This is a genomic window from Brevundimonas naejangsanensis DSM 23858 (assembly GCF_000421705.1).
In the GTDB taxonomy this organism is placed as follows: Bacteria; Pseudomonadota; Alphaproteobacteria; order Caulobacterales; family Caulobacteraceae; genus Brevundimonas; species Brevundimonas naejangsanensis.
In genome coordinates, this window is sequence record NZ_ATXN01000002.1 from 1,017,337 (window position 1) to 1,029,709 (window position 12,373).

Consider the following 12,373-nt stretch of genomic DNA (forward strand, 5'->3'; position numbering starts at 1 on the left):
TTCAACTTGGAGACAGACGATGTGTGACAACCATCAAAAACCGATCACGGCATCGGATACGCCCGGATTCTTCGGCATCGACCGGTACGGGTTTCCGGAAGCGGGCGAGCATCCGCTCGACCCTCCCGAATATTACCCGCCTTACTTCCGGAGCGAGCGCTTCCAGAAGCTCGGCTACCACGTTGAAGAATTGCGCGACGGTTTCTACTGGGTGACCAGCGGCGGCTATGACGCAGCCTTTGTGGTGACCGCGGACGGCGTGATCGCCATCGACGCACCGCCCACGCTCGGCGAGAACATGCTGGCCGCCATCGAGGACGTGACCGACAAGCCGGTCACCCACGTGATCTACAGTCATTGGCACACCGACCATATCGGCGCCGCTTCGATCTACGGGCCGGACGTCCAAATCGTCGCCCATGAGATCACAAAGGAGTTGCTCGAGCGCTTTCCCGACCCTAACCGACCCATTCCCACGCTGACATTCGACAAGGCGCACACCCTCATCGTCGGCGGAGTGACGCTTGAGCTCTCCTACAAGGGCGAAAACCACTGCCCAGGCAACATCTTCATCTACGCCCCGGCCCAGAAGGTGCTGACGGTGATCGACATCCTGAGTCCGGGCAGCGCCACCTTTATGCACTGCGACGCGTCACAGAACATTACGGCCTGGTACGAGGCTCAGCACCAGATCATGGAGTATGACTTCGACTTCCTGGTGGCGGGGCACCACATGAAGTACGGCACGCCTGAACTGGTGAAGGAGGGCATCGAGTATTTCGCCGATGTGCTGGAGGGCGCCCAACTCGCCGTTGATCGCTACTCGCGATCGGATCGACTGGTGGACATCCTGCTAAAACCTGGCCTCGATCGCTTCTGGGTAGGGACGGAGAACTGGATCAACTCAATGGTGAATTACGCCACCAAGCACGTGCTCGAGAAGAAGACCAGCAACGGCAAGCTCTGGTCTGAGCGGTTAGCCGGCGTCACCACCCAGACCAAATATCACGCCTACACAGTCCTCGAGTCGATCCGCCTAGAGCGACCGCGCCCAGACTATCGCAAGAGGGGCGAGAATCCGCCGCCATTCTACGCCTGATCGGCCTCCGGCCCTCCCTCGTTTTCTTTAAAACCGAGGGAGGGTCTACTGCGACCGTGAGGCGCGAGACGTCTACAGCGAGGCCCGTCTCGAACTATCCGCATGCGTTGCCCCACGCTCCCCGTCAGATCCGCGCCCTTGAATATTCGCCTCAACGCCGAGCAACTCCGCCTTCAGATCCGCCGCTACGTGATCAATGAAGCTCCGGACAGCTCCCCGTTTGGCTCGGTCAGCCGAGAACACCAGATGGACCGGAACAGCAGGCGGTTCGAAACTCTCAAGAACGCGCACCAAGCGCCCGGCCGCGATGTGTTCCGCAACTTGATAAGATCGCGCGCTGATGACGCCCTGCCCCCGAAGAGCCGCGTCGATGACGGCCGCTTGGTGGCTCACGCTCAACCGCGTACGGACACGAACCGATCGCACCCCGCCTTTTCGCTCCCCTACCGCCCTAAACGGCCATAGCTCAGCGCCGCTTTCCGCGTTTAATCCGACGCAGCTGTGGCGCTCCAGGTCGCCGATAGACGCCACCGCCCCCCCCTCATTCAAATAATCGGGAGAGGCGCAAAACAGTATGCGTACTTGACCGATCTTGATCGCTGACAGCGTTGAATCAGGAAGCGGTGCGATACGAACCGCCAGGTCCACGCCCTCACCGATCAGATTGACGACACGATTGACCAACAAGGCGCGTACAGAAACGGCGGGGTGGTTCCTCAGGAACGTTTCGACAGTAGGCAACACTTTGAGACGCCCGAAGAGCTCCGGCGCAGTCAGGACGACCTCGCCTCTGAGCGACCCCCCCGATTGCTCGCAGGCCACCTCATCAAGCTTCAATAGCACTTCGCGCCAGGTCGCCAGATGGCGCGCGCCGGCCGGCGTAAGGCTGAGTTGCCGCGTGGAGCGCAAAAGCAGAGTCGCGCCGGCGAAGTGCTCCAGCAGCGCCACCGCACGTGTGACGGCAGCAGGCGAGCGGCCGTGACGCCGCGCAGCGGCAGCCAGTGACCCTTCGTCCACTGCCGATACAAACAATGCCATGGCGTCGAGGCGATCCATCGTTCCAGAATCTGCAACTAAGATACGCCAACGGCAAGAGTTCTAACGGCCAGTGGAATAAATACCATCGGTCCTCTTTCAGGAGGTCTCTGATGGACGCGCCCAACCCCACCCATCCTCGCCGCGCTGCACTTGCTCTCCTTGCTGGAGGAACAATCGCCTTGCCCGCACTGCAGGCTGCAAGAGCCGAGCCTGCTCAGGCGAAATCAAAGGATAGGCCGATGACTACCGTTCGATATCTCACGCAGAAGGTGGGCGAGGTAGACGTGTTCTACCGCGAGGCCGGGCCGCTAGACGCGCCAGTTATTCTGCTGCTCCACGGCTTTCCGTCCGCCAGCCACATGTTCCGGGACCTCATACCCGAATTGGCTGATCGCTATCGCGTAATCGCACCCGATCTTCCTGGTTTCGGACAGACTAAAGCGCCCCCGCGGGGCCAGTTCACCTACAGTTTCGACGCTCTGGCTGACGTTGTCGACGGTTTCGTGGATGCCCTGGGGCTCCGCCGTTATGCGATCTACATCTTCGACTACGGCGCTCCTACCGGCCTGCGACTGGCGATGAGGCGCCCCGAACGCGTCACCGCGATCATCTCGCAGAACGGCAACGCCTACCTTGAGGGCTTCAGCGACAACTGGGGACCTTGGCAGGCCTACTGGCGCGACCCGAGCGAAGCAAACCGTGAAGCCTGCCGCGCGTCGCTCTCCCCGGACGCGATCCGCGACTTCCAGTATGGGCCCGGTTCCCCACCTGACCTACTGTCCCCCGACGGATACGAACTCGACATCGCTTACATGGCGCGTCCTGGGGCAGAGGACATCCAACTCGACCTGATCCTCGACTACCGTAGCAATGTCGAGCTCTACCCGGCCTTTCACACCTATTTTCGTGAACACCGCCCGCCTCTGCTGGCCGTATGGGGGCGCCACGACCAAGCGTTCATTCCCGCGGGCGCGCAGGCCTATAAACGCGACCTTCCCGACGCCGAGGTCCACCTTCTCGATGCGGGCCACTTCGCGCTCGAGACACACGCTCGCGAAATCTCGGCTTACATCCGGGAATTCCTTGAACGACGGCTCGTCCGATGACGTCCGCGCTCTGCGTTTGCTGAGCAAGCCGCAGCCCCCTTTCGGGCTGCGCAGGGCCCTCCCCACCGTATCTATGACGATTAGCCCGCCAATTTTTCATCCGCCAAGGCCGCCTCATGACCAGCGAAACGATCCGCAATCCACACACCGACCAACTTCTGTCGCCCGAGAATTCCGCCCTCATAGTGATCGACTACCAGCCGATTCAGGTATCCTCAATCCGCTCGATGCCGCGCGACGAACTCGTCTTCAATATCACGGGCGTGGCCAGGGCGGCGGTCAACTATGGTCTGCCGATCGTCCATTCGACCGTCAATGTTGCGACCGGCCGGAACAAGCCTCCCATTCAGGAACTGCAGGACGTCATCGGCCACCTTCCGACCTATGACCGCACGTCGATCAACAGTTGGGAAGACGTCGAGTTCAAGCAGGCTGTTAAGGCGATCGGTCGCCGCAAGCTCATCATGACGGCGCTCTGGACCGAAGCGTGCCTGACCTTCCCGGCGCTCGACGCCATCCAGGAAGGCTACGAGGTCTACGTGCCGGTCGATGCCGTAGGCGGCACCTCTCTGGCGGCGCACGACGCAGCCCTGCGCCGGATGGAACAGGCCGGTGTGAAGTTGATCAGCCGGGTTCAGATGTACTGCGAGCTTCAGCGCGACTGGGCGCGTGAGGCCACCGTTGCGGGCTTCATGGACGTCTTCCAGAGCTTCGACGGCTTCAATCCGGAAAAGGCGGCCGAAGCGGCGCAGGAATCGTAGCCACCGACGATCCATGCGGGAAGTTCCGAACGGTGGATGAGCCGCCCTCTCTTTCGAGCGGGGAGGCTCGAGCCTCGCTTGCCGCACCACGCTAACCACCGCCAGGGCCGATCATCCTGATGCGGTGATCATCATGAGCTCACTGACAAGCTGCAACTCGCCAGACTTGAGGACATTCAAATGCCAATCACCGCCACCCCGTCGGCCGGCAAAGGTCTGCTTACCCCGACCGATCACACCCTGATCCTGGTTGATCACCAACCGCAGATGGCTTTCGCTACGGCATCCATCCCCATCTCGACACTGCGCACCAACACGGCCCTGGTTTCGGCCGCAGCCCGCGACTTCGAGATCCCTACCATCCTGACGACGGTTGCTGAAAAATCGTTCTCGGGCCCTATCTTCCATGAGATCCGAACCGCCTTCCCCGACGCCGAAGTCTATGACCGAACCACGATGAATGCGTGGGAAGACGCCCAGGTAACCGACGCTGTCAATCTTGCGGGCAAGTCACGCATCGTCTTGGCGGGCCTGTGGACGTCGGTATGCATCACCGGCCCCGTGCTCTCCGCTTTGGATCAAGGTTTTGAGGTCTTCGTCATCACCGACGCGTCCGGCGACATCTCCGATGAAGCGCACGAACGCGCTGTGCAACGCATGATCCAGGCGGGAGCTCGCCCGATGACGTCACTGCAGTATCTCCTCGAACTGCAACGCGACTGGGCCCGTACCGAAACCTACGACACGACCACCGCCGCCGCCGCCGACTTTGGCGGCGCTTACGGGATCGGCCTGCACTACGCCCTAGCCATGCTCGGAGAAGACGCCCGCGAGGGCTGATCCGCAAATGTTCCCGCGGCGGCCGGGCGCCGCGGGCTTCGCAAGCTCAGCCTTGCGCCCGCACGTGACCGGCTTCGCTATGTTCGCTCTTTGGCCCGGAGTTCCGGCATGCCCTCAACCGAGACCCCTGATCTAATCCTAAGCGGCGGTCGATTCACTACTTTGGACCGATCGAACCCGAGCGCCGACACCGTGGCGGTCAAGAACGGGCTCTTTTCCGCTGTGGGTTCTGCGCACGAAATCCTGCCCACCGCAGGCCCCCTGACAAAGATCATGGACCTGGGCGGCCGGCGGGTGGTGCCGGGCCTGATCGATAGCCACACCCACTTCATCCGCGGCGGGCTGAACTACAACATGGAGCTCCGCTGGGACGGCGTACCCAGCCTGGCCGACGCCATGGCCATGCTGAAGGCCCAGGCTCAGAATACGCCGCCGCCGCAGTGGGTGCGCGTCGTCGGCGGCTTCACCCGCCACCAGTTCGTCGAAAAGCGGCTGCCGACGCTCGACGAGATCAACGCCGCCGCGCCAGAGACCCCGGTTTTCATCCTGCACCTTTACGATCGGGCCCTAATGAACCGCGCGGCGCTCCGCGCCGTCGGCTTTACCAGAGACACGCCTAATCCTCCGGGGGGCGACATCCAGCGTGACGCGTCTGGCGAGCCAACCGGCATGCTGATCGCACAGCCCAGCGCCTTTATCCTATACTCTACCCTGGCCAAGGCCCCGAAGCTGCCGGAAGAGTATCAATTGAACTCGACCCGCCACTTCATGCGCGAGTTGAACCGGCTGGGCGTAACCAGCGTCATCGACGCGGGCGGCGGCTTCCAGAACTATCCCGACGACTACGAGATCATCGAGAAGCTGCACGAGGACGGTCAGCTCACGATCCGGCTGGCCTACAACCTCTTCACCCAAAAACCGAAGGAAGAGCTGGCGGACTTCAAGTCCTGGGGCGCAAAGATCCATCCCGGCCAGGGCGACGACTATTATCGCCACAACGGAGCGGGCGAGATGCTGGTCTATTCCGCCGCCGACTTCGAAAACTTCCACCAGCCGCGCCCTGACCTGCCCGTCGGCATGGAGGACGACCTGGAGCCGGTGGTGCGCCAGTTGGTTGAGCAGCGCTGGCCCTGGCGCATGCACGCCACATACGACGAGACGATCGACCGGGCTTTAGACGTCTTTGAGAAGGTCGACCGCGACATGCCATTCGATGGCTTGCACTGGTTCTTCGACCACGCTGAGACCGTGAGCCAGAAAAATATCGACCGCATCGCGGCTCTCGGCGGCGGCGTCGCCGTCCAGCACCGCATGATGTACCAGGGCGAAGATTTCGCCGAGCGCTATGGCGTCGAAGCCCTGGCGAACACGCCGCCGGTATCGCGGATGCTGGCTTCGGGCGTGCCGGTCGGCGCGGGCACCGATGCGACCCGGGTCGCGTCCTACAACCCCTGGGCTTCACTGAGTTGGCTCGTGACAGGCAGGAGCCTCGGCGGCCTACGCATGTATCCAGCCGCCCAGCGTCAGGACCGCGAGACGGCGCTGCGCCTTTGGACCGAAGCTAACACCTGGTTCTCCAATGAAGAGGGCAAGAAGGGCGTCATCGCCGAGGGCCATCTGGCCGATCTGGTCGTGCTGGACCGCGACTATTTCTCGGTGGCCGAAGACGAAATCGTTCACATCGAAAGCGACCTGACCCTGCTAGGCGGACAGGTTGTCTGGGGATCCGGCGACTTCGCGAGCGAGGCGCCGCCAATTCCACCGCCCACGCCGGACTGGTCGCCAGTGCGCGCCTTCGGCGGCTATCACTCGACCAGGGCGCAAGAGCCTGCGGGCTTTTTCGCCAAGGTCGCGGCGGCTTGCGGGTGCGCCACGGCCTGCGGCGTGCACGGGCACGATCACGCGGCCGCAATGCGCCTTCAGGTTCCGGCCGCTGACGCCCGATCCTTCTGGGGGGCGCTCGGCTGCGCCTGCTGGGCGGTTTAGGATGAGCATCCTTTTCAAGCGGGCGACCGTCTCTGGAAGCATCTTGCTCACGGCTGCCTTCTGGGCAAACGGCGTGTCGAAGCTGCTCGATTTCGGGGCGGCCAAAGCTGAACTCCGCAGCAGAGGCTTGCCTTCTCCTGCCCTAGAGGCCGCTATCGTCGTCGCTATCCAACTCGGCGGATCCGGCTTGGTGATTTCGGGGCGAGCGGTGTGGATCGACGCATCACTCCTCACATCCTTCACTGTCCTCGCCTTGCTGGTCGGCCACGCTTCCTGGACGGCCCCCAAGGGCAGGGAACGAACCCATCATCTGAACGCCCTTTTGTCCAACCTGGGCCTCGTCGACGGTCTGGGCCTGGCCGTCGTGTCGGCGGAAAGCCCCCTGCCATGAGCACCGCGACGTTTGAAAGCGCAGCCCGGTCGCCTTTGACCACTCCGGCATTCCGCGCCCTTTGGATCGCCACCATAGTGTCGAACATCGGCACCTGGATGAATGATGTCGGGTCCGCGTGGCTGATGACCTCGCTGTCGCCCAGCCCGCTCTGGGTCGCCATGGTGCAGACGGCGACCACCCTGCCGATATTCCTGTTCGCCCTGCCTGCAGGCGCGCTGGCGGACGTGATTGACCGACGCAAGCTGCTGATCGGATCGCAACTCCTGATTCTGGTCGGCGCGGCCGCGCTCGCGACCACGACCTGGCTTGGCCTGACCACGCCGCTGCTATTGCTGGGGCTGACGGCGGTGATGGGACTGGGCGCTGCGCTCAGCGCCCCAGCCTTCCAAGCCATTGTGCCGGAGCTCGTGGACAGGCCCGTTCTGGCCGAGGCGATCTCGCTGAACAGCCTCGGCGTGAATATCGCGCGCGCCATTGGCCCCGCGCTCGGCGGCGTCATCGTGGCCCTGTCTGGGCCGCCTGCCGTCTACGCTCTTAACGCCGTCTCTATCCTGGCCGTCCTTGGCGTTCTCGTCATGTGGCGGCGACAGGTCGAGGTCAGCTCCCTGCCTGCAGAGCATTTTTTCGGCGCCCTGCGCTCCGGCTTTCGCTACGCACGCCATGCGCCTGCGCTGCAGCTCGTCCTCATCCGCGCGGTCGCTTTCTTCCTCTTCTCGAGCGCTCTTTGGGCCCTTCTTCCTCTGGTCGGACGTCGAGAGCTTGGGCTGGATGCGGCCGGGTACGGCGCGTTGCTGGGCTGTATGGGAGCAGGCGCCATAGTCGGGGCCGTCGGCCTGTCGCTTCTTCGCAAGCACGTAAGCCCCAACAGCTTGTCGATCTGCGCCTCGCTGCTGTTTGCTGTGGCGACCCTATCGCTGGCGCACGCCCCCAACGTCTGGGTCGCGGGCATCGTCATGCTTCTAGCCGGCCTGGCGTGGATCACCATGCTGTCTGCGCTCAACGTCGCCGCCCAGATGGCCGTCCCAGCCTGGATCAAGGCCAGGGCTCTGGCGATCTATTTACTGGTGTTTCAGGGGGCCATGACGGCCGGCAGCATTTTCTGGGGCGCGCTCGCCAGCCGAACGGACATCACCACCGCTCTCAGTATCGCTTCAACCTTAACCGCACTGGCGACCGTTATCGCGCTTCGTTTCCGATTACCTGCCGCCAACGCCGTCGATCTGACGCCGTCCGGCCATTGGGCCAGCCCGGCTGTTGCGGGCGACCACGCTGCAGATCGAGGACCGGTGATGATCTTGATCGAATACCGGGTCGACCCCGCTCGAACGGCGGAGTTCGCCAGCGCCCTTCACAGCTTCAAGTCCGTCCGCAAACGCGACGGCGCCCTCCGCTGGGATGTCTTCGTCGACGCCGAGACGCCGGGCCTCGTCGTGGAGAGCTTTGTGGTCGCGAGCTGGCTCGAACACCTGCGCCAACACGAGCGTGTCACCAACGCTGACCGCCTGAGCCAGGAACAGATGCAGCGTTTTCACATCGGCGACGTTCCCCCCGTCGTTCGCCACCTCATTGCTCCCCCAGTCGTCGCCGGGTCGAAACGCCTGTCGACACGACGCTCGCCCCTCACATTCTTGAAAGGAGTAGACTAATGACGTTTCTAACTCTGAACGACGGCGTTCGCATCTTCTATAAGGACTGGGGGCCGAAAGACGCCCAGCCGATCGTCTTCCACCACGGCTGGCCGCTAAGCGCGGACGACTGGGACAATCAGATGCTCTTCTTTTCTCAGAAGGGCTATCGCGTCATCGCGCACGACCGCCGCGGTCACGGCCGTTCCGATCAGACCGATGCCGGAAATGAAATGGACACCTACGCCGCCGACGTGGCGGCGCTGGCCGAGGCGCTCGATCTGAAGAACGCCGTCCACGTCGGTCATTCTACCGGCGGCGGCGAGGTCATCCGCTATGTCGCGCGCAGCACGCCCGGCCGGGTCGCCAAGGCGGTGCTTATCGGCGCGGTCCCGCCGATCATGTTGAAGACAGCCCGGCATCCCGACGGACTGCCCATGCAGGTGTTCGATGGGTTCCGCGAGGCTCTGAGTCAGAATCGCGCGCAGTTCTTCCTCGATGTGCCGTCCGGCCCCTTCTACGGCTTCAATCGCGAGGGCGCAGCGCCCAGCGAGGGACTGATCCGGAACTGGTGGCGGCAAGGCATGATGGGGGGAGCCAAGGCTCATTACGATTGCATCGCGGCCTTTTCAGAAACCGACTTCACCGAGGATCTCAAGGCTGTGTCACAGCCGGTGCTTCTGATGCATGGCGAGGACGATCAGGTGGTGCCGATCGAGGCCTCCGCCCGAAAGGCGATTGACTTGCTCCAGCATGGAACGCTGAAAACCTATCGCGGCCTTTCGCACGGCATGTTCGCCACGCATCCCGACGTAATAAACGCCGACCTGCTAGCGTTCATCAAGGCCTGACGTCGACATGGCCTTCGATCGATCGCGGCTCCCGGGCTCCCGCCTCCCCCGACGAGGTCAGTCGCCCGCCGTAAACCCGACCAGTAGCAGCTCAGCGATCGTCGCGGGAATGGGCCGCAAGTCCATAGGCGTCTACATCGCCAGCGCCCTTGCACTCAGCTGGCTCCTTCAACTGGCGGCTATTCGCTTCTGGGGTCTCAACACCGGCGGCGCAGACCTGATCTTGCTAGCCACCATGTGGTCGCCCACCCTGTTGGCCTTGATCTTCATTGCAGTTCATCGCCCAGCACGCTCCGGCGTACTTTGGCGCCTGGGACGTCTCCGCTATCTACCGTTGGGCGTAGCCGTCGAGACCGCCATCGCCTTTGCCATGGTGGCGATCCTGGCCGGAGCCGCCGTCGCGACCATGGGATGGTTTGCATTCGAAAGAACCGGGGTGACGGTCCACGGCGGGCCGTGGCTGCTCGGTGCTGGTTTCCAGATCTGGCCGTTTTACGTTTTGAACATCGCGGTCACGGCTGCCGCGTTCTCGGTGTTCGGTCTCGTCGCGGCCACTGGGGAAGAGTTTGCTTGGCGGGGCTTCCTCCAAGGGCACCTGATTAGCCAGGTCGGCGTGCGAAGAGGCATTCTTCTGATCGCGGCCGTCTGGTGGGCGTGGCATCTGCCGGGCCTGCTAGCCGGGTATAACTTCCCTGAATATCCCATCGTCGGCGCCCTGATCCTTTTTCCCCTTCAGATGATCGGCGCAGCCTTATTCTTCGGCTGGCTCACCCTGCGCTCCAAAAGCTTCTGGCCGGCGGCGCTGGCGCATGCCGCCGTCAATTCGGTGCAGCAGGGCGTCATCAACAATCTCGTCGCGACCGTGCCGACGCTCTATATGGACGGACTTCGCACGGCCCTGATCGTGGCTGTGGGCTTGGCTTGCTGGGCGAGCTTGGGCAGGGCTGAGAACAGGTCGACGGCAAAACGAGCATGAACTGCGGGCCTTGGCCCGACAAGTCATAACCGTAAGCCGCGCGATCAACCGTCCGGCGTCTGCTTTGGCCGTTGCTGGGAAAACCCCTGCAGAAAGATAGCGCCGATTACATCGCCGTCGTGATCGTGGGAGTGCTTTCCAGCGTTCGCTGCACTGGGCATTTGTTGGCGACAGCGAGCAGGCGAGCCCGCTGTTCATGCGTAAGCCCGGAGCCGTGGATCGTGATTGTCTTTTCGAACACCTCGACCGGCGCCCTGCCTCCGGCAGGCGCCGCCTTGCTGTAGTTGACGATCACCTCGACGCTCTCCACCGGCCAAGCCTGCTGTCGGGCGAACCACCTCAATGTCATCGCAGTGCATTCGGCCAGGGCCGCCGACAGGAGCTCATACGGCGCAGGCCCCAGACCCCCGCCTCCCGCCTCCACGGGTTCATCACCGGTCAGGACATGGGGCCGACCTGCATGCGCACGGCGTAGACGCTCTCGCCGGTCTCTCTGGCGGCGGCGCGCGCGTGATAGGCCTCCATTACGCCTTCCCTGCAGCGAGACTGCGCGCGAGAGCAGCGCCGTCGTGACGCGCTGCCGGGTTCAAGCCAGGGGCTCCGGCGTGATCCGAGCATTCTCCGGAAAAGGCGTGAACTCCTGGTCATCCTCGCCAGGCAGGATCATGCGACCGGCTTTCCAGTCCTCGGAAGCCTGCCGAAGCCGATCGGGAGAGGAGGATACGAAGTTCCAGTATAGGTAGCGTTCGCCGACCGGCTCCCCGCCGAGAACCATCACGGTCGATGGTTGATTGGCTCGCATCGACGACGCCTGCTTGTCCAGAATCGCCATCTGGCCAGCCGTCAGCCGTTGGCCGCCCAACTCGATTTCGCCTGCGGCGACATAAAGGGCGCGTTCGCTGTGACCGGTCGGGACCTCGGCGGCTGCGCCCGTCTCCAGCTCGAGATGAAGATAGAACAGCGGCGAGTGGGTACGCGCGCCCGCGGTCAGGCCGTGGGCGTTTCCGGCGATCAGATGCCCGTTGACGCCCCTGTCCCGCCAGGATGGCAGATCGGCCCCAGCATAATGGGCGAAGGCCGGCGTCGTTTCCTCATATTCGGTCGGCAGGGCGACCCAGGCCTGGATGCCATGCAGGTGGTCGCCGACGGCTCGCGCCTTCTCCAAGCGCTCGCTGTGCGTGACGCCGCTGCCGGCGGTCATCCAGTTGACCTCCTGAGGCCGAACCGCCTGCGTGAAGCCGAGACTGTCCCGGTGCATCATCTCGCCGGCGAATAAATAGGTGACGGTCGACAGTCCGATGTGAGGATGTGGACGCACATCAATGTCGCGACCGACCCCGGCGCCGACGTCGATCGGTCCCATATGGTCGAAGAAGATGAAGGGCCCGACCATGCGCCGCTTTGCGAACGGCAGGACGCGGCCGACTTCCAGTCCGCCGCCGAGGCTCCGTCGCCGCTGTTCGATGATCATTTCGATCATGGATTTGTCTCTCTATCTACGTGGTTTCAGCGGTCGAGCCGCCTGAAGAACCTCGACCCGCACCTGCCCGGCTCGGCGATCACTGTGTGGCGTGCTTCACCACGGCCTGCGGATCATGGCTGCTCAGATTGGCCAGATGGAAGCGTTGCTAGTTGATCGGACCAGAACGGAATCCGCCCGAAGGATTTGGAACCATTGCGGAACGTTATGATTGCTC

12 protein-coding genes are annotated in these 12,373 nt (G+C 63.2%); 9 read left to right on the plus strand and 3 right to left on the minus strand.

Going from position 1 to position 12,373, the window contains the following annotated elements; translation table 11 throughout:
• The first annotated feature begins 19 nt into the window (after nt 1-19).
• The gene (locus H556_RS0105180) at nt 20-1,099 is read left to right on the plus strand and encodes an MBL fold metallo-hydrolase (RefSeq protein WP_024353425.1); all 1,080 of its coding nucleotides are present in this window, start codon (nt 20-22) and stop codon (nt 1,097-1,099) included.
• A gap of 72 nt (nt 1,100-1,171) precedes the next feature.
• Here the strand turns inward: H556_RS0105180 and H556_RS0105185 are convergent, their stop codons facing one another.
• On the minus strand, nt 1,172-2,155 hold the full coding sequence (locus tag H556_RS0105185; protein WP_024353426.1) for a LysR family transcriptional regulator: 984 nt from the start codon (nt 2,153-2,155) through the stop codon (nt 1,172-1,174).
• Between the two features lie 92 nt (nt 2,156-2,247).
• Between H556_RS0105185 and H556_RS0105190 the strand changes: the two genes are divergently transcribed.
• The 8 genes from H556_RS0105190 to H556_RS0105225 all read left to right on the plus strand — a co-directional run bounded on the left by H556_RS0105190 (nt 2,248) and on the right by H556_RS0105225 (nt 10,676).
• Complete coding sequence (locus H556_RS0105190) at nt 2,248-3,243, plus strand: alpha/beta fold hydrolase (RefSeq protein WP_211216093.1); 996 nt, start codon at nt 2,248-2,250, stop codon at nt 3,241-3,243.
• A gap of 116 nt (nt 3,244-3,359) precedes the next feature.
• Nucleotides 3,360-4,004: a hydrolase gene (locus H556_RS0105195; protein WP_024353428.1), complete on the plus strand. Its 645-nt coding sequence runs from the start codon at nt 3,360-3,362 to the stop codon at nt 4,002-4,004.
• Nucleotides 4,005-4,184: 180 nt separating this feature from the next.
• Nucleotides 4,185-4,844, plus strand: a complete 660-nt coding sequence (locus H556_RS0105200; protein ID WP_024353429.1) for a hydrolase — start codon at nt 4,185-4,187, stop codon at nt 4,842-4,844.
• A gap of 273 nt (nt 4,845-5,117) precedes the next feature.
• Nucleotides 5,118-6,830, plus strand: a complete 1,713-nt coding sequence (locus H556_RS0105205) for an amidohydrolase (protein ID WP_245559416.1) — start codon at nt 5,118-5,120, stop codon at nt 6,828-6,830.
• Between the two features lies 1 nt (nt 6,831).
• A complete protein-coding gene (locus H556_RS0105210) occupies nt 6,832-7,221 on the plus strand; it encodes a DoxX family protein (protein ID WP_024353431.1) in 390 nt (129 codons plus the stop codon).
• On the plus strand, nt 7,218-8,870 hold the full coding sequence (locus H556_RS0105215) for an MFS transporter (protein ID WP_024353432.1): 1,653 nt from the start codon (nt 7,218-7,220) through the stop codon (nt 8,868-8,870). The genes H556_RS0105210 and H556_RS0105215 overlap by 4 nt, the downstream gene beginning before the upstream one ends.
• On the plus strand, nt 8,870-9,700 hold the full coding sequence (locus H556_RS0105220; protein ID WP_024353433.1) for an alpha/beta fold hydrolase: 831 nt from the start codon (nt 8,870-8,872) through the stop codon (nt 9,698-9,700). The genes H556_RS0105215 and H556_RS0105220 overlap by 1 nt, the downstream gene beginning before the upstream one ends.
• 109 nt (nt 9,701-9,809) lie before the next feature.
• On the plus strand, nt 9,810-10,676 hold the full coding sequence (locus H556_RS0105225) for a CPBP family intramembrane glutamic endopeptidase (protein ID WP_024353434.1): 867 nt from the start codon (nt 9,810-9,812) through the stop codon (nt 10,674-10,676).
• A gap of 106 nt (nt 10,677-10,782) precedes the next feature.
• Here the strand turns inward: H556_RS0105225 and H556_RS15580 are convergent, their stop codons facing one another.
• Together H556_RS15580 and H556_RS0105235 are read right to left on the minus strand one after the other, a co-directional pair.
• Nucleotides 10,783-11,100, minus strand: coding sequence for an OsmC family protein (locus H556_RS15580; protein WP_051130211.1), 318 nt, complete (start codon nt 11,098-11,100; stop codon nt 10,783-10,785).
• Nucleotides 11,101-11,262: 162 nt separating this feature from the next.
• The gene (locus tag H556_RS0105235) at nt 11,263-12,156 is read right to left on the minus strand and encodes a pirin family protein (protein ID WP_024353435.1); all 894 of its coding nucleotides are present in this window, start codon (nt 12,154-12,156) and stop codon (nt 11,263-11,265) included.
• Nucleotides 12,157-12,373 lie beyond the last annotated feature (217 nt).